The following is an 18585-nucleotide window of genomic DNA, read 5'->3' as shown; positions in this document are numbered from 1 at the left end:
TCATAAACAAACCGAAACAAAAAGCGTTTCACATGAAACAATCCTCGCTATTTTTGCCTCATGGAGCACCAGACCTGGTCATAAGGCCAGAGCTTCAAGCACATCAGTTTTTAAAAACCGTTGCGAATACAGAGACTAAGCCCAAAGCGATCCTTGTGATCTCTCCTCACTGGCAAACAGAGCGGTTGACGATAACATCTGCGGGGCCTTTAAAGACCATTCACGATTTCCGGGGTTTTGCGCGCCAACTTTATGAGATTGAGTACCCAGCAAGCACGCCAAACTGGCTTGTACACCGGGTGCACGATGCCATCACCCGCTATGGTCTAACTGTTAATGAAGACAACACCCGCGAGCTCGATCATGGCGCCTGGGTGCCACTATCGCTCGCTTATCCAGAAGCCGATCTTCCGGTTTTACAGGTGTCATTACCTTATTCATACGGTAGCGAAGAAAGCTACAATCTGGGACGCGCGCTTGCACCGCTGAGCGAAGAAGGAATTCTTATTATTGGCAGTGGCGCGGTGACGCATAACTTTTCAGAGGTAGCTGACAGCGGAGATGTTCCTGCATGGGCACTGGAATTTGACCAATGGATTACCCGCCTTGCAGAAAACGGCGAAACCTGTGCGCTGCTTTCATCAAGCAATCACAAACACTACAAAAAGGCGTTGCCAACAGACGAGCATTTTTTGCCTTTGCTGGTTGCGTATGGTGCAGCAGGCGAGGGGGCATATGGTGAAAAGTTGCACGAAAGCTTTACCTACCGCTCAATCAGCATGAGCGCATTCCGGTTTCATGCAAATAAGCCAACCGAAACCACCAGCTCAACTCGCCCCAGCCCCCTCACTTGAGTCATCAGCGACCTCCACCAATGTGCTCGCAGACAAGCGAAGCGCAGAGCCGGGAACCATAACCAACAAGGCGGGTGAGTGCGGGAAAAGTTATTCCCCTGGGCCAAAGCCCCCCTATTCTAAATCCTGTGCTCACGTAAACGGGCAGCTGGCGGACCGTCCGTCAGTGCGGCGTGAGCTGGGCGGAGCTACTGAAAGAAGTAACGTATCTTTCGGCGGGTTCGTTGAAACACCCCTTGAAAGCCAACAGTGCAGAGGCCAAGCGGAAGCTGGTCAACCTGATGGGTGTCGGCACTGGTAGGTAACTGTCACAAACAGTTATTTACTCACAATGCCTGTCGGGGATGACCTTGTTTCATACAAAAACGCCCAGGTAAGGTGATCAGCCAATGCCGAAGAATTATTTTAAATAAGTAGCGCAGGTATTGCCTGCTCACCTTGCCACCCCGTTTTACGGGTCAAACGAAAACACCGCCGGACAGGTCCAGCGGTGCTAAAATAGCTTGTGACGAGTTTACAGTCTCATTCAGTGCGAGCTCAGTTCTTTTTGCTTTTGCTTAAGCGCATACAAGGCTTCGTGTGCCTGTCGCGGTGTCATATCATCTGGATCAAGCGCTTCCAGAAGTACTGAAAGCTCATTAGATACAACGCCTTCTGACTCTTGTTCCGGCTCCAGAATTGTATCAAGCGGCTGTGAGAAAGATGCAAATAACGGCAAGTCATCCAGCAGTTTTTCGGCTGGTTTATTGGTGTCTTGCTCTTCCAGCTGGACGAGTATCTTTTGAGCCCGCTTTACTACAGACTTGGGAAGACCGGCGAGTTTTGCGACCTGAATACCGTAGGAGCGATCCGCTGCGCCCTCCACAATTTCATGCAGGAAGACAACATCGCCTTTCCATTCCTTCACACGCACGGTTGCGTTGTTGAGGCGCTCCAGGCGCTGAGAAAGCGCTGTGATTTCATGGTAGTGGGTGGCAAAGAGGGAGCGAGAACGATTTGTTTCGTGCAGGTGCTCGATTGCAGCCCATGCGATGGAAAGGCCATCGAACGTTGCTGTTCCGCGCCCGATTTCATCCAAGATAACAAGCGAGCGGTCCGTTGCCTGATTGAGAATGGCTGCTGTTTCCACCATCTCAACCATAAAGGTTGAGCGCCCACGCGCAAGGTCATCAGCTGCACCCACGCGGGAGAAAAGGCGGTCAACAACGCCGATATGTGCTTTCGTTGCGGGAACGAAACTACCCATCTGAGCAAGTACAGCGATCAATGCATTTTGGCGCAGGAAGGTTGATTTACCAGCCATGTTAGGGCCCGTAATCAACCAGATCTGGCCGTTTTCAAAGCTTTCCAGCGGTCCAAGGTTTGCATTATTGGCTACAAACGGTTCACCAGATTTACGCAGGGCTTGCTCAACAACAGGATGGCGCCCACCTTCGATAGTAAAGGCGAGACCTTCATCAACAACCGGACGTATGTAGTTTTCAGCCTCTGCCAGCACTGCAAGGGATGTAGAAACATCCAAAACAGCCAGGGCCTCTGCAGCGGACTTGATGTGTGCGCCTGCTTCAACCACAGCTTTGGTCAACTCGTTGAAGATTTCCAGCTCAATTGCCAGCGCGCGTTCGCCCGCACTTGAAATTTTGCTCTCCAAATCAGCCAGTTCTGTGGTGGTGAAGCGCATCGCTCCAGCCATGCTCTGGCGATGGATAAACCGCGCTGGGTCATCCTTCATCGGATCGCATTGTGCTGTCGGGGCTTCCATGAACCAACCCAGCACATTGTTGTGCTTGATCTTCAAGGAACGAATGCCAAGCTCTGCCGAAAGGTCAGCTTGCATTTGAGCAATCACTTTGCGGCTTTGGTCGCGCAACGATTTTAGCTCATCCAAATCAGCGTGATAGCTCGGTGCAACAAACCCTCCATCCCGCTTTAGGAGAGGAGGTTCTTCAGCAATCGCCTGCATCAGCTTTTCACCCAGCGCATGCGGAGCTTGCTCCAAACGCTGGACGGTATCGGCAATTTCCTGAGGATATGCACCGCCGGAAGCCAGCAACCCAGCAATTTCACGGGCCGAGGTCATCGCAAAAGCAATGGACTGCAAATCTCGTGGGCCGCCGCGATCAACCGCCAGACGCGACAACGCCCGCGACATGTCTGGAGCGGATTTCAGCAGGCTGCGGATATCTTCGCGTTGCATAGTATCGGAAGCAAAAAACGCAATCGTATCTTGACGCTGTGAGATCTGCTGCGGGTCCGTGAGCGGGCCAGCAAGGCGGCTTGCAAGCAAGCGAGAGCCTGCACCTGTGACTGTTTTATCAATGGCAGACAGAAGACTGCCACGTCGCTCACCGGAGAGCGTGCGGGTAAGTTCCAGGTTTGCACGGGTGGCAGGGTCAATCAGCAGCTGACCAGCAGCAGCTTCTTTAACGGGAGGTTCCAGAGGAGGGCGCTCACCCAGCTGGGTTTTATCGATGTAGGCAAGAATACCACTGGCGGCAATCAGCTCTGCACGCGTGTAGTTTGCAAAACCGTCCAGTGTTCCAACTGAAAAGTAAGAGGAAAGACGGTCTTGGGCCGTTGCACCGTCAAAGAATGTACGAGGAACGGGAGAAAGAGCAGCGCCAAGTCCTTCGACTGTCGCTCGAAGCTCGGTCTCTTGCAACAGGGCATCTGCCAGCACCAGCTCTGAAGGGTCAATGCGTGCAAGAGCCGCTGCAAGGCGGACATCATCACTCTCGGCAACGCGAAATGTGCCGGTCGACATATCAATCCAGGCAAGGCCGTAGGTATTGCCGTGCGAGTTGCTGCCCCCTTTTACGCGGGCCAATGAGGCAAGGAAGTTGTTCCGCTTTGCATCCAGAAGACGGTCTTCAGTGATTGTGCCGGGCGTTACCAAACGGACAACATCTCGACGGACCACAGATTTTGAACCGCGTTTTTTGGCCTCTGCCGGGTCTTCCATCTGTTCACAAACAGAGACACGATGTCCCAGACCAATCAGCTTTTGCAGATAGTCATCAGCTGCATGAACAGGAACGCCACACATGGGAATGTCTTCACCATCATGCTTGCCACGTTTGGTCAGCGTAATGCCAAGCGAACGGGACGCAATTTCGGCGTCTTCAAAAAACAGCTCGTAAAAGTCACCCATTCTGTAGAATAGAAGACTGTCCGGGTTGGCTGTCTTGATTTCAATATATTGCGCCATCATGGGTGTGACGCGGCCTTTAGCTGAGGAAGGCTTTTCAATATCTGCAGTAGTCATGGCGCAGACACTAGCAAATGGTTCTATGTGTTTCACCCGTTCAGTTTAGTTCATCGCTTGAGAACGTGAATTTACGGGGATAATGTCAACCAACCATATTTGAAAAGAACGCTGCACATAAGGGTGAGGAATTTTTCATATGCCAACCACGGATAAAACAGCAAGCTCTCAGGTCAGCTTCACTGATCAGGACGCGCTGAACTTTCACCAGGAGGGAAAGCCAGGCAAGCTTGAGATTTCTCCAACCAAGCCAATGGCTACTCAACGTGACCTGAGCTTGGCCTATTCTCCTGGTGTTGCTGTACCAGTGCTGGCAATTGCAGAAGACCCAAGCCGAGCCTACGACTACACAACCAAAGGCAACATGGTTGCGGTTATTTCTAACGGCACCGCGATTTTGGGCCTTGGCAACCTTGGCGCACTTGCATCCAAGCCAGTGATGGAAGGAAAGTCCGTTCTCTTCAAGCGTTTTGCGGATGTGGATTCCATTGATCTTGAAGTGGACACAGCTAATGTTGAAGAATTCATCGACAGTGTAAAGCACCTTGGCCCTTCATTTGGCGGCATCAATCTGGAAGATATCAAAGCGCCTGACTGCTTTATTATCGAACAGCGCCTGCGCGAACTGATGGATATTCCTGTCTTTCATGATGATCAGCACGGCACAGCGATTATTGCTGCAGCGGGTCTGATCAACGCTGTTCACATGACAGATCGCAATATTGGCGATGTTAAAGTGGTTTGTAATGGCGCTGGCGCTGCCGGTATTGCCTGTATTGAACTTGTGAAGTCGATGGGCGTTCCCCATGAGAATGTCCTTCTTTGCGATACAAAGGGTGTGATTTATCAAGGCCGTGAAGCTGGGATGAACCAGTGGAAGAGCGCGCATGCGGTTAAGACAGATAAAAGAACACTGGAAGATGCCTTGGATGGTGCAGATGTGTTCTTTGGCGTTTCGGTGAAGGGTGCGCTGACCCCTGACATGGTCAAGACCATGGCTCCGAACCCAATTATCTTTGCAATGGCAAACCCAGACCCAGAGATCACACCGGAAGAAGCGAAGGCAGTTCGCCCTGATGCGATCATTGCGACGGGGCGTTCTGACTATCCAAACCAGGTGAACAATGTTCTTGGTTTCCCTTACATTTTCCGCGGTGCATTGGATGTTCACGCGACGACGATCAATGATGAGATGAAAATTGCCTGTGCCAATGCACTTGCAGAACTGGCGCGTGAAGACGTGCCCGATGAAGTTGCTGCTGCTTACCGTGGCAGCCGTCCTCGTTTCGGGCCCGAATACATCATTCCAGTACCGTTTGATCCACGCTTGATTTCCCGTATTCCTCAAGCAGTTGCGCAAGCAGCTATGGACAGCGGTGTTGCGCGTCGTCCTATTGTAGATATGGAGGCCTATGGCGCTCAGTTGCAGGGTCGCCGCGATCCAATTGCAGGAACATTGCAGCGGATCATCTCTAAAGTTCGCCAGAACCCAAAACGGATTGTGTTTGCTGAAGGGGAGGAGCCTGCTGTAATTCGTGCCGCTTCTGCTTTTGTTTCTCAAGGACTTGGTGAAGCTATCCTTGTTGGCCGTGAAGATGAGATTCTGGCCAACGCGACATCGGCAGGTATAGATGTAAGTCGTCCGGGCATTCGCCTTGAAAGCGCTCGCTCTTCAACCCGAAACGCTGATTATGCAGAATACCTTTACTCTCGCTTGCAGCGGAAAGGCTATCTACAGCGCGATTGCCAGCGCCTCGTCAACAACGACCGTAACTACTGGGCTTCCATTATGGTTGCGCTGGGTGATGCGGACGGTGTTGTAACGGGTACGACACGAAATTATTCCGTTGCACTGGAAACTGTCAGCCGGTGCATAGACACCAAACCGGGACACCGGGTGATTGGTGTCTCCATTGTTATCACACCGGGCAAAACCGTTCTCGTCGCCGATACTGCGGTACATGACATGCCAACCTCTGAGGAATTGGCTGATATTGCAGAGGAAGCTGCACATGTTGCTCGTCGCCTCGGCTCAGAACCGCGTATTGCAATGCTTGCATATTCCACCTTTGGGCATCCGCGCGGTGAACGCACAGAACGTCTTCAAGAAGCCGTTAAGATCCTTGATCGTCGGCGTGTAGATTTTGAATACGATGGTGAGATGGGGGCAGATATTGCACTCAACATGGAAAAGATGTCAGCGTACCCATTCTGCCGTCTGAATGGGCCGGCAAATGTCTTGGTGATGCCTGCGTTCCACTCAGCATCAATTGCGACCAAGCTTCTGGAAGAGCTCGGTGGCTCCACGTTGATCGGGCCGCTGCTGGTTGGCATGGACAAGCCAGTTCAAATCGTGCCGATGGGTGCAAAAGACAGCGAGATTTTCAATATGGCGGCGATCGCTGCTTACAACATCACTTAGGAATGAGAAGAACAACAGCTTTGAAAGCGCCGTTTTGCGGCGCTTTCTTATGCCCCTGGCAACAACAGCCCTCATAATTCTATTCAGACACGATCCTAGTGAGTTACAGCTCTTTCAAAATATTCGTGTCGCTTCAAATCTCTCTTTACTCTGCTTCTTAAATACACGCACCCAGACCATCCATCGATAGATATTATTGACCCTAAAATTGATAGGCTTTGGGAAATGACCGAAGTTGGGAGCCTGTTGATGTCTAAGGGAAAGATTGAAGTTGAAGAGCACCAATGGGCACAAAAGGTTTTCAACTTATTCTCGTGGAAGTTCGATGATCTGGATGGAGACCCAACGCCAGCCAAAATTGCTGAACATTGCAAGCTAAAGAACGAAAGCTATAAAAAAGCGCTCAAAGCCTATGACACTCAAGAGCAGGCTCTCACGAAGCAAGCTCAGAGCGATACCTTCGTATCCCTTTACAAAAACTGCACAGATCGAATTTCGGGCGTCGATAGCCACCTTAAAGACGGCGATATTGCAGATGCAAACAGTGCTTTGGATGAAGTTGAAGCCTGTCTGGAAGCGATAGGGTCGCTATTTGGTACACGATCTAGCGGGAAAAAAGAAAGCGTTAGAGACGACCCCAAGTTTGCAACTTGCCTCGCTAGGCTCAACGAGCAAGCCAAGAACTTTTCATCGTATAAATCAAAGAGAAATGAACTCCACACACCTGAACAAGAAGAGCTCTTTGATGAGCTCTACAAACAAACAGTTTGGCTTGAAAGAGAAGCGGCAAAAGAGCTTCAGGGTGGTCATCTGGAAAGAACCGATGACCTGCTGTTTCAGGTCGAGGCCAACTTGCAGGGACTAGAAAACATAACGCGTGCGGGAAAGCAGCAAACTGTTGGCTTGAACACTGCAAGAGCAAACATAAAAGATGCAAAGGCCAGAATAAACGCTGCCTATAAGCTGCGCAAAACGATCTCTGATAAGAAGCTCAGAAAAGAATTTGAAGAGCGCTATAAACAGGCGAAAAATGACATTAAGGCCGCAGAAAAGCTTATCAAACAAGAAAAAACTGAGGAAGCGCAGCCTGTCCTCGCATCAGTTTCCGCTTCAGTCGAGCAGGTAGAATATGCAGTTGGCACCAACACATGGGCTCCACTCGATGCCAAATACAGCCGCTCCACAAAATTTCATAAGACTGAAATCCAATCTTATTATCAGCAGATCAATACAATCGCAGATAAAGCCGCCAAGCGTGAATTTGAGGCGCATTATCAAAGGGCAATCAACCAGATCGCCGATTTAGAGGTCTTGATTGAAGGTGAGGGCAGGGCAGCTGAGGAGAAAGTGAAAAATGATATTGCTGCGCTGGAACAAGAAATCCAGTCGCTGGAGAATTGTTTAGTCGATGCCATAACGAAGGCAAACGCCCCCGATACGAGCAATCAAACACTAACTCAGTCGCCCCATTTGCAGTCAAAACCAGAAGAATGCAGCGCTCAGCATCAAAAACTGATGGATCGCATCAACAAACTGCTTAGCCAACATTCTGTAATTCAAGATCAAAAACTGCTTGAAGATTACGCGACCTATAAAATGCTTGCAGAACAGATGGATAGCCAAGTCTCTGACCTCCTGCAAAGAAATTACGTAAACGATGCAAGGGCTCAGCTCACCGCACTTGAAGGTTTGGCAAACAACCTTCAGGCTTGCATTGACCAAGCAATCGCTCTCAAAGCGCAGAACGACCACGAACCGAACAAGGAAAAGCCCCCGGAAAGGGCGGGGGAACACAGCGCTAACGAAAACAAAAAGGCGAGTGACTATAAAGATATCCTGAAGAACGCGAGAGCCACCCACCAGCAGCTCATCACTCAGAAGTCCAAGATTATTGACCCAGAGAAATTGAAGGAATTCAACCTTCTTATGCAGCAGATTGATAAGGCCACAGTACTGCTGGGAGATACGCTTTCGCACGCTAAATCTGATAGCCTTGAAAAAGCTGATTTACTGAGTAGAGAACTTCAAGCTGTCCTGCCAAAGGCACAGGTTATTATCGATGAAGTGCTGCTGGCCGCTGCCGAAAGGGCAAAAGAGCCAAAGCGGAAAAAGATCAAATATAAAAACAGCGCAAAGGGCGTTCGCAATAATGTCGATGCGAGAGAGAAGCCAAGCGGCCCTAACCCCGAGTTCTATTGCGAAGTTCAGGATGGCCAGTTTTGTCTTAAGCACGCAATGAATGCGTGTCTCGGTTTTGGAGCTATATCTGTTCAAGACATGGAGGACGGCCTCTTACAGGCCAATGTTGAAGGTTTTAAGACGCAGACTGAAACCCAGCTGTTTAGTGAGCTCAACGGGTATTATCCCGAGCTGACGCTGCAGGAAATGCGCAAGCAGATTAAAGCGGACCCGGACAAGCTTTATCGCAATGCCGCAAAAGCTCAATTTGGTATGCTTTTTGACGGCCAAGCACCCGCTGAGATTATAAGAGCAAACGGATCTGAGCCTACGATGGGTTTGGCGATTGTGAATGGAAAGCAAAAAGAACTTGGCCTGCCTGAATTTAAAAACACATGGCTCGAAAAACCCAAGTCCGGCGCAGACATTCAAGCCAATGTTGAAAAAGTCAAAGAGATAACGGAGAAAAATGGGGCTGATCGGCTGGTTATTGGTGCTGGCGGGCACTTCATCGCTCTTCGAAAGAACGCAGAGGATGAGTGGTTCGAGGTTGATAGCCTTGAGGATGGTTCAAAACGAATTGATCTTGAAGACTACATCAAAACTCAATCAGCACGGCATAAGAACGAGGCGCTGTCGATCTTGCATTTTGATGAGGAGCTCACCTACAAAAAGGCGGAGTAAGCCTCTCAACAGGTGAGTTGAGAAGCTATCTGAACGGTAGTGACATAGTGATTAAACGCGCTTCATGTAACCCTTGTGAACCCAGCCAATTTGTTCAGAGGTGTGCGAGTTGCGTATGCCTAACCAATTGCCTTTGCAGTCAAAAACACTGATAGCCTGATTGGGCACAAGATGGCCAATGATCCGATAGTTGGTTCCAGGTCCTGTTCTGAGGTTAAGCATGCCGGACTTCAATGGTTTTACGGCATAAACACCTGCGCAGTTTGAGTTATAACCGATTGGGACTTTGGGCTGGTATTGGTAAACGGTTTGCGCAGAAGAGTTGCTTGCAAAGCCAAACAAACCAACACATATGCAAAGGACCATCAAACTAGTGCGATCAATTCCAGATGTTCTCATTAGTTCTATCCTTCTCAGGCTCGATAAATAACTGGAACAGGGTGACAAGCCCCCATTATTTTGGTCTAACGCTCACTCTGGTATTGCTTGAACACGGTGCAAATATGGACACTTCCGCTACGATAAAAATCTGCGGCATCTCAACTAAAGAAACTGCGGATACGGTTATCAACCAGCAAACCGATATGATCGGATTTGTCTTTTTTTCTAAGAGTCCGCGCAATGTTTCCATTCAGCAGGCCAAAGAGCTGGCCGAGCACGTGCGTGGAAAGGCACAAATTGTTGCACTCACCGTCAACATGGATGATGCTGGACTGAGGGAAGTCATTGATAATGTTGCACCCGACATCCTTCAACTGCATGGGAATGAGAGCCCTGAACGTTGCGCTGAAATTCGTAAGACTTTTGGTATCCCGGTGATGAAAGCCTTTGGAATTTCCTGTGCGGAAGACCTAGAAACGGTACACGCCTACGTTCCATTTGTTGACCGTTTGTTATTTGATGCAAAGCCGCCAAAAAGTTCCGATATACCAGGAGGAAATGGTGTCAGCTTTGACTGGAAACTGCTACAAGGCTTAGAACTTGGAAAGCCAATCATGCTTTCTGGCGGCTTAGGCCCTGAAAACGTCCGTGAAGCTTTGGCTATCTCTGGTGTTCATGCTGTTGATGTTTCATCTGGCGTTGAACGAGAAAGAGGCGTTAAGGACATCGAGTTGATTAAGGCTTTTGTGCAAGAAGTGCGCAGCGTTGCCGAGTGAATTTGGGAAGATTTTATGAACCAGCAAGCCAATACATTGCGTTCCGGTCCAGATGACCGCGGACATTTCGGTGATTTTGGAGGCCGTTTCGTTGCCGAAACACTTATGCCTTTGATCCTGGATCTCGAAAAAGCCTATACCGATGCAAAAGCTGACCCCGCTTATGCTGCGGAAATCAAAAACCTGAACACCCATTATACGGGTCGGCCATCTGCGCTGTATTTTGCTGAACGCCTGACTGAAGAGCTGGGTGGCGCAAAAATCTACTTCAAGCGGGATGAGCTCAACCACACCGGTTCACACAAGATCAACAACTGTATCGGTCAGATCCTGCTGGCGAAGCGTATGGGCAAAACCCGCATCATCGCAGAAACCGGAGCAGGGCAACATGGCGTTGCAACCGCAACCGTATGTGCGCGTTTTGGTCTTCCTTGCGTTGTCTACATGGGCGCAACTGATGTTGAGCGACAAAAGCCTAATGTTTTCCGCATGAAGCTGCTTGGCGCTGAGATTATCCCGGTAACTGCTGGTGCAGGCACGCTCAAAGATGCAATGAACGAAGCTTTGCGTGACTGGGTCACAAATGTGGGTGACACATATTACCTTATTGGAACAGCCGCAGGCCCGCACCCATACCCAGAGATGGTTCGTGACTTCCAATCTGTAATTGGCGAAGAAACCAAGAAGCAGCTGATGGAAGCAGAAGGCAAATTGCCTGACGCCCTTGTTGCTGCTGTTGGCGGCGGCTCCAATGCAATTGGCCTGTTCCACCCGTTCCTGGACGATCCATCAGTTGAAATTTACGGCGTAGAAGCGGGCGGTAAAGGGCTACAGGGCGAAGAGCACTGTGCGTCCCTGAACGCAGGTAAACCGGGCGTTCTGCACGGCAACCGCACCTATCTGCTTCAAGATGACGACGGACAGATCCTCGAAGGGCACTCGGTATCAGCTGGCTTGGATTATCCTGGCATTGGCCCTGAGCATTCCTGGCTGAAAGATACAGGCCGCGTCAACTATGTCCCCGCAACGGATATAGAAGCGCTTGATGCATTTCAGATGCTAACACGCGTTGAAGGTATCATTCCGGCTTTGGAGCCAAGCCATGCGCTTGCTCAGGTCATCAAGATGGCGCCGCAAATGGACAAGGATCAGGTTATCGTCATGAACCTTTGTGGTCGTGGTGATAAAGACGTGTTCACGGTGGGCAAGCTTCTTGGATTTGACCTCTAAAAGCTTCAAATAACTAGATAAAAAGGCGGGCTCAATGCTCGCCTTTTTCATTTACGGCATTGAATCCGAAGTGAAACAATCAGTGTGCACCCGCCAAACCATCTAAAACACCGGAAACACCTGCTTCCCAACCAAGAATAGCGCGCTTTCGCGTGATACCCCAATGATAACCACACATATCCCCTTTTGCTCCAAGCACACGATGGCAAGGAACAACAAAAGAAAGAGGGTTTTTCCCGACCGCCGTCCCCACTGCTCGCGAGGCCTTGGGGTTTCCTAGGTTGCTGGCAATTTCCGAATAAGTCGTCGCTTTTCCGATCGGGATTTTCAGCAGTGTTTTCCATACGCGGATTTCAAAGTCAGTGCCGATAAAGACAACCTGCAGGGGCTGGTCCTCATTCCAAGTTTGAGGTTCAAATATTCTCGCCGTATAGGGAGCTGTCGCGGCCTGGTTCTCTTCAAACTCTGCGGCTGGCCAGCGTTTACACATATCAGCCAGCGCTTTGGCTTCGTCCCCTGGATCTGCAAATGCCAAGCCAGCCAATCCACGATCCGTGATCATCAAAAGGACGAGACCAAACGGGCACGGATGGAAGCCCCAGCTTATTTTAACGCCTGCACCACGCTTTTTATAATCACCCGGTGTCATCGCCTCATGAGTCACAAACAGGTCGTGCAGTCGCGCTGGACCAGAAAGACCAACCTCCAAAGACGCTTCCAAAATACTGGCCGACTCTTGAAGAAGTGCTCGTGCATGATCAATTGTGATAGCCTGAAGGAACTGCTTTGGCGTGATTCCAGCCCATCTGGAAAACACTCGCTGAAGCTGAATTGGTTGAAGGCCTACACTATATGCCAGCTCTTCCAATGTTGGCTGATCTCTCCAATTCTCTGAGATCGCTTGAAGCGTTTTTTGCACGACACGGTAGTCCTCAAGAGCGGACCTGTCTTCCACAAACGCACCATTTGAGAGATTTGACGGAGTAAACATCTATTTCACGGCTCTTAGTTTTCAGTGGTGTGTAAGCAAAATCTAATTGATCTTGGCAACAAGAGCCACCCGAAACGCGAGGAGCAAGCTAACGCTGCTTACGCGGCCTTTGTGGCAACTAAACCAGATCGAGACCCCGGTTTTTTGCGGAGTGTACGGCCTGTGAAAAGGCAGTTGCGAAACTGGTCCGGTCATCTGGATTAAGAAACGCACCTATGACGAGAAATAGTTGTTCAGACCTGATCAGAATTCGTGTCACGCCAATATCATCGTCTTTCTCGATATGGAGTTTCATGTGAAACGGGTTCAACACGTATTCCTGAACCTCACCTTTGTACGTGACCTGCTTAAGGCGGACTTCGAGAGGGGAAACGCTCACTTCTTCATAGGTCTCCGCTGTTGCAAAATTATGCCTGAAAGCGAGCCAGAGAAAGAGGACCGGCATAGCTAAGAGAATGGGAGCTGGCCAAAGGCCCATCAGAACAAGCAGGAGCGAATAGAAGCCCGCAATCGAGCCGGTACACCACAATACAATGTTCATTCCCCTTCGAGATAAAGAACGGTGAGGCGTTAGAACAGCCTGAAAGAAAGGGGGATAAGACTCTCGCTTTTGAAGATCATGGGGCATTGGTGCTATTTCGCACTTTGTTTCATTGCTAGTGTTTATCACGTAAGAGTATAGAGCTTTCGCCGCATACTCAAAGTCACTTATTCCCCTCGAGAGTCCTATGGTTTACGCTACGAAAACAAAGAAGATTGCAACTTCTTCCAGTCCACGCAAAAAGCCAGCTTCTAGGTCAAGGTATTCTAAAGCCGAGATTTATGAGATCTTTTCGGCATTTGAAAAAGACAACCCAGAGCCGGAAGGCGAGCTCAACCATAGCAATGAATTTACGCTGTTGGTGGCCGTGGTTTTGTCTGCACAGGCAACGGATGCTGGTGTGAATAAGGCGACTCTGCACCTTTTCAAAATTGCAGATACGCCCGAAAAAATGGTGGCTTTGGGTGAAGACAAGATCCGAGATGAGATTCGTACAATTGGCCTTTACAAAAACAAGGCTAAAAATACATTCCTTCTCTCCAAAATGCTCATCGAGCATCATGGAGGACATGTTCCTCAAACCCGCGAAGAGCTTGAGGCATTGCCAGGTGTGGGGCGGAAAACAGCCAACGTTGTACTGAACATCGCATTTGGGCAACCGACGATAGCCGTCGATACCCACCTTTTCAGAATTGCAAACCGACTAGGCCTAGCCCCTGGTAAAACACCATTGGATGTTGAGCAAAAGCTGGAAAAGATCATCCCGGAAGAGTTTATGCAGCACGCACACCACTGGCTTATTCTGCACGGCCGTTACATCTGTAAAGCACGCAAACCAGCTTGTGATCGCTGCATCATCTTCGATCTCTGCAAGAGCAAAGAGAAGGTTTTGAAGGAACCGATCTAAAGTAGCTTAGAAGTCCCTACTGGAGTTGCTTCTTACGAAGACGAACAACCACTTCTACGCGTGAGATTTCCATACCTTCTGGCGGCACTGGCAAGTTTTCTAGTGTCAAGCCACTTTCCGGAATGTCGACAACACGGTTTTCATCTTCCAAGAAGAAGTGATGATGCTCGGAAATGTTGGTGTCAAAGTAAGTCTTTGTACCTTCAACAGCAACTTCACGAAGCAAACCAACCTCGGTAAACTGGTGGAGCGTATTATAAACTGTTGCAAGCGAGACGGGCACGTTTGCAAGTATGGCTTCCTCGTGAAGGACTTCCGCTGAGATGTGGCGGTTACCCTGGGAATATAGAAGCTCAGCCAGTGCTACGCGCTGACGTGTAGGGCGAAGACCTGCGTCTCTCAGCATCCCCGTTACATCTTGATGGTCGTTAGCGATCTGCGAACTCATTTTTTCCTACTTTAGTTTTCTCGGCCGCGATGTTTTAACACCTGGGCACCATTTCTACCAGCATTAGATTAAAAGCAACCTATTGACCTACACACAAGCACTATCAATATTAGGGCGATGATCCTTGATATTTCTCAACAGGTGCGGACAAGAACAAGATGTCTGCCTGTAACAATAATAATAATAGTGTAAGTTTAACACAACTGCGTACATTGAGCACACGCAAAGACACATACATCGCTCTTTCGATATTCGGGCACGTGTGTTAGGAAGGCCCGAACAGTTAATAGTTAGAACCATCGTTACGTTTAGGTAAGGTGAACCCTACGTTTTCTCGCCTAAAAAAACGACAAATTATGCGGGAATAGAATGCACGAGAAGCGTTCAAGCTACGATAAAGAAGCTCTGCTGGCTTGCGGCCGCGGAGAACTGTTTGGCAAGGGTAATGCCCAGCTTCCTTTACCACCAATGCTGATGTTTGATCGCATCACCGAAATTTCTGAGGAAGGTGGAGCTAACGGCAAGGGCGTAATTCGTTCTGAGTTCGACGTGAATCCAGACCTTTGGTTCTTCGAATGTCACTTTCAGGGTGATCCAGTGATGCCTGGCTGTCTCGGTCTCGATGCTCTATGGCAAATGACTGGATTTTACCTAGGCTGGCTCGGTGAGCCTGGTCGTGGTCGCGCGATTTCTACAGGTGAAGTGAAATTCAAAGGCCAGGTCACTCCTGACGTAAAAGTGCTTGAGTTTGGTGTTGATATGAAGCGCGTGATGCGCTCTCGCCTCAAACTCGCGATTGCAGATGGCTGGGTCAAAGCTGACGGAGAAACAATCTTCGTTGCTAAAGACCTCCGCGTTGGTCTGTTTCAAGACGAAGCAAAATAAGTAATCAACTTATGCGAGGGTTTGTCACGTAAAATGACGAACCCTTTTTTGGAATTAGGTCCTTAAGGACCACTTTACCCACGGGAGACCTTAAATGAGGCGTGTGGTTATTACAGGTATGGGTATTGTTTCGCCTCTTGGCAATAACGCCGAAGAAGTGAAAGCAAGCCTCTACGAAGGTAAGTCTGGTATTGTTAAAGCCGACGACTACGAAAAGCTCGGCTTTCGTTGTCAAGTTCATGGCGCACCTACCTTAGACGCTATTGAAAAGCTTGGCCGTCGTACTTCCCGCTTTATGGGTGAAGGTGCTGCATGGAATTTCATTGCCATGGAGCAGGCGATTGAAGACTCAGGCCTGACAGAAGACTTGGTCAGCAACGAGCGGACCGGTCTAATCATGGGGTCAGGTGGTCCATCCACCAAGGCTATCGTTGAAGCTGCAGATATCACTCGTGAAAAGGGCCCTCGCCGGATTGGGCCAACTGCTGTTCCGAAAGCAATGTGCTCAACAAACTCAGCGACACTTGCAACACCATTTAAAATTCACGGCGTCAACTACTCGATTTCCGCAGCTTGCGCGACAACCAATATCTGTATTGGTAATGCGTATGAGTTGATCCAATGGGGTAAACAGGACGTGATTTTTGCTGGCGGCGGTGAAGAACTGGATTGGAGTCTTTCCAACCTGTTTGATGCTATGGGTGCGATGTCTTCCAAATACAACGACACGCCTTCTACAGCTTCTCGCCCATACGACAAAAACCGTGATGGGTTTGTTATTGCTGGCGGCGGCGGCGTGCTCGTTCTTGAAGAGCTGGAGCATGCGAAGGCTCGTGGCGCAAAAATCTACGCGGAAATCGTAGGCTATGGTCAAACCTCTGACGGTCATGACATGGTTGCCCCTAGTGGCGAAGGCGCAGCGCGCTGCATGAAAATTGCGTTGAAAGACGTTGATTGCGATATTGATTACATCAACCCGCATGCAACTTCGACACCAGTTGGCGATACCAAAGAAATTGAAGCGATCCGTGCCGTATTCGGTAAAAAAGTTCCACCAATTTCAGCGACAAAAGCGTTGTCTGGGCACTCTTTGGGCGCTGCTGGCGTGCACGAAGCTATCTATTCTCTACTTATGATGGAAGGCAACTTCATTGCGGCTTCTGCTCACATTGAAGAACTAGATCCTGATTTTGAGGATATGCCAATCGTCACAGAGCGCGTAAATAATGCAGAGCTAAATTGTGTTCTTTCAAACGGCTTTGGATTTGGCGGCACCAACGCTACCGTCGTCTTTAAGCGCTACAAAGACTAAGTTACGGAGAGCTGAAAACACTCAGCTCTTTCAGATATTGATTACAGGAGTTTTCTATGAGCAAGCTTATGCAAGGCAAGCGTGGTCTGATTATGGGCGTTGCCAATGATCACAGTATCGCCTGGAGCGTTGCCAAGACTCTTGCGGAACAAGGCGCTGAAATGGCGTTCACCTATCAAGGTGACGCATTTGGCCGCCGTGTGAAGCCGCTGGCAGATAGCATTGGATGCGACATGTTGCTTCCATGTGATGTGGAAGACATTGAAAGCGTTGATAATGTCTTTGATCAGTTGAAGGAAAAATGGGGAACTATTGATTTCCTCGTGCATGCAATTGCATTTTCCGACAAATCTGAGCTCCGTGGCCGCTATGCAGAAACTTCTCGCGAGAACTTCGCTCGTACCATGCAAATCTCCTGTTTTTCATTCACAGAGATTGCCAAGCGAGCTGCAGAGATGATGCCAAACGGCGGCTCCATGCTGACATTGACATACGGTGGCGCTACAAGCGTGATGCCTAACTACAATGTTATGGGTGTTGCAAAGGCTGCTTTGGAAGCTTCTGTGCGCTATTTGGCAATGGACTTTGGTGATCAGGGCATTCGCGTAAATGCGATGTCTGCCGGTCCGGTTCGCACACTTGCTGGTGCTGGTATTTCCGACGCTCGTTTGATGTTCAACTTCCAGCAGACGAACTCTCCGCTGAAGCGGACAGTAACAAACGAACAACTTGGTGGGTCTGGGTTGTACCTTCTCTCTGACCTATCCGGTGGCGTCACAGGTGAAGTGCATTTCGTGGATTCCGGCTACAACATCGTATCCATGCCCCGCCTTGAAGAGTTGAAGGCAGCAGACAAGCTAATGCGAGAAAAAGAATCCGTATAAGCTTTTTGTCACTTTTAAAAAGATAATAAAAAAGCCTCTGAGTTTTCTCAGGGGCTTTTTTATTATGTATCAGTCTGATCAGATCAATTATTTATCGTTTCGTTCTTGTAAACACCAAACAATCTACTCTGATCTATCCAACCCTCAAAATCTTTACCCGAAACGCGGCAGTAACCATCTGTACACTCAACAACACCGGCAAGAACCAGAGGCTCAAGATAAGCGACAACATCTTCATTAGGTCCGGGCTTCCTGCGCAGCGGTGACGTTTCTGTGGTATTTTCCAACCACGGTGTTACCAGCGCGGAACGGTAACCAGTGAGCAGAGTTTTGAAAACCCAGCCGTCTTTCCCTTCCCAATCGCGGATGCGGCGCCAGTCGTCATATTCCTGTATGACTTCAACCGGCAGCCTGCTGCGCACAAAAGTCCAACCAATGTCGTGGTTTCGACTTGGGCCTTTACGAACATTTACTCTGTCTGACTTGAGGCTCACAAACCTTGGAACAGGAAGGCCTGACACACCAGAACCCACAGACTGCGCCTGAGCCGTAACTGCAAATGAAAAAACAGAGAGGAATAAAAGAAAAGCAGCTGCAAGGGCACCAAAAGCTCGAAAACTTTTATTTTTCATAGCGATACCAAAACTTTCCGTAGGCTAATCCGTGATTTTCACTAAAATCGAGACACAAGTATCATAGCTTAGATCTCGCGATTTCCGATAGTGGCTGCTATTAGATGTAGACGTGTTTGACAAGTCTTGTTTTCACCGGAACTTTTGGTAATGAAACTTTAATAGCCCCTAAGACCTTTGAGTCATTGACTCATA

The 18585-nt window shown here is 49.2% G+C and carries 15 protein-coding genes; 9 read left to right on the top strand and 6 right to left on the bottom strand.

The window, feature by feature from the left end:
- Positions 1-32: 32 nt before the first annotated feature.
- Complete coding sequence (locus tag BMZ51_RS06295) at positions 33-854, top strand: DODA-type extradiol aromatic ring-opening family dioxygenase (protein ID WP_068004897.1); 822 nt, start codon at positions 33-35, stop codon at positions 852-854.
- A 526-nt stretch (positions 855-1380) separates the two neighbouring features.
- Here BMZ51_RS06295 and mutS read toward each other — a convergent pair.
- Positions 1381-4119 carry a DNA mismatch repair protein MutS gene (mutS, locus tag BMZ51_RS06290; protein ID WP_068004601.1) on the bottom strand — a complete coding sequence of 913 codons (2739 nt, stop codon included), beginning with the start codon at positions 4117-4119 and terminating at the stop codon, positions 1381-1383.
- Between the two features lie 139 nt (positions 4120-4258).
- Between mutS and BMZ51_RS06285 the strand changes: the two genes are divergently transcribed.
- Positions 4259-6541 (top strand): NADP-dependent malic enzyme, encoded by a 2283-nt coding sequence (locus BMZ51_RS06285; RefSeq protein WP_068004602.1) that lies wholly within the window; start codon positions 4259-4261, stop codon positions 6539-6541.
- A gap of 249 nt (positions 6542-6790) precedes the next feature.
- Positions 6791-9403, top strand: a complete 2613-nt coding sequence (locus BMZ51_RS06280) for a coiled-coil domain-containing protein (protein ID WP_139201346.1) — start codon at positions 6791-6793, stop codon at positions 9401-9403.
- Between the two features lie 51 nt (positions 9404-9454).
- Here BMZ51_RS06280 and BMZ51_RS24275 read toward each other — a convergent pair whose 3' ends face one another.
- Positions 9455-9802: an SH3 domain-containing protein gene (locus tag BMZ51_RS24275; RefSeq protein ID WP_068004606.1), complete on the bottom strand. Its 348-nt coding sequence runs from the start codon at positions 9800-9802 to the stop codon at positions 9455-9457.
- A gap of 41 nt (positions 9803-9843) precedes the next feature.
- Between BMZ51_RS24275 and BMZ51_RS06270 the strand changes: the two genes are divergently transcribed.
- Together BMZ51_RS06270 and trpB are read left to right on the top strand one after the other, a co-directional pair.
- Positions 9844-10560 (top strand): phosphoribosylanthranilate isomerase, encoded by a 717-nt coding sequence (locus tag BMZ51_RS06270; protein ID WP_068004608.1) that lies wholly within the window; start codon positions 9844-9846, stop codon positions 10558-10560.
- Positions 10561-10575: 15 nt separating this feature from the next.
- Complete coding sequence (trpB, locus tag BMZ51_RS06265; RefSeq protein ID WP_068004609.1) at positions 10576-11790, top strand: tryptophan synthase subunit beta; 1215 nt, start codon at positions 10576-10578, stop codon at positions 11788-11790.
- Positions 11791-11869: 79 nt separating this feature from the next.
- On the opposite strand, the gene BMZ51_RS06260 is transcribed toward trpB, so the two are convergent.
- A complete protein-coding gene (locus BMZ51_RS06260; protein WP_068004611.1) occupies positions 11870-12781 on the bottom strand; it encodes a methylated-DNA--[protein]-cysteine S-methyltransferase in 912 nt (303 codons plus the stop codon).
- Between the two features lie 118 nt (positions 12782-12899).
- Positions 12900-13409 (bottom strand): DUF2244 domain-containing protein, encoded by a 510-nt coding sequence (locus tag BMZ51_RS06255; protein WP_074881874.1) that lies wholly within the window; start codon positions 13407-13409, stop codon positions 12900-12902.
- 100 nt (positions 13410-13509) lie between these two features.
- On the opposite strand from BMZ51_RS06255, the gene nth reads away from it, so the two are divergent.
- On the top strand, positions 13510-14229 hold the full coding sequence (gene nth / locus BMZ51_RS06250; RefSeq protein ID WP_068004614.1) for an endonuclease III: 720 nt from the start codon (positions 13510-13512) through the stop codon (positions 14227-14229).
- Between the two features lie 16 nt (positions 14230-14245).
- Here nth and irrA read toward each other — a convergent pair whose 3' ends face one another.
- Positions 14246-14677, bottom strand: coding sequence for an iron response transcriptional regulator IrrA (gene irrA, locus BMZ51_RS06245; protein WP_068004616.1), 432 nt, complete (start codon positions 14675-14677; stop codon positions 14246-14248).
- 369 nt (positions 14678-15046) lie between these two features.
- Between irrA and fabA the strand changes: the two genes are divergently transcribed.
- The 3 genes from fabA to fabI all read left to right on the top strand — a co-directional run bounded on the left by fabA (position 15047) and on the right by fabI (position 17758).
- Positions 15047-15562 (top strand): 3-hydroxyacyl-[acyl-carrier-protein] dehydratase FabA, encoded by a 516-nt coding sequence (gene fabA, locus BMZ51_RS06240; protein ID WP_068004618.1) that lies wholly within the window; start codon positions 15047-15049, stop codon positions 15560-15562.
- Between the two features lie 94 nt (positions 15563-15656).
- Entirely contained in the window at positions 15657-16874 is a 1218-nt protein-coding gene (gene fabB / locus BMZ51_RS06235; protein WP_068004620.1) for a beta-ketoacyl-ACP synthase I, read from the top strand.
- 56 nt (positions 16875-16930) lie between these two features.
- Positions 16931-17758, top strand: coding sequence for an enoyl-ACP reductase FabI (gene fabI / locus BMZ51_RS06230; protein ID WP_068004622.1), 828 nt, complete (start codon positions 16931-16933; stop codon positions 17756-17758).
- Positions 17759-17841: 83 nt separating this feature from the next.
- Here the strand turns inward: fabI and BMZ51_RS06225 are convergent, their stop codons facing one another.
- Complete coding sequence (locus tag BMZ51_RS06225; RefSeq protein WP_068004623.1) at positions 17842-18390, bottom strand: SH3 domain-containing protein; 549 nt, start codon at positions 18388-18390, stop codon at positions 17842-17844.
- Positions 18391-18585 lie beyond the last annotated feature (195 nt).

Origin of the sequence: Pseudovibrio axinellae, assembly GCF_900110875.1 — a bacterium.
Lineage (GTDB): Bacteria > Pseudomonadota > Alphaproteobacteria > Rhizobiales > Stappiaceae > Pseudovibrio > Pseudovibrio axinellae.
This window is presented reverse-complemented; position numbering and strand designations above follow the sequence as displayed.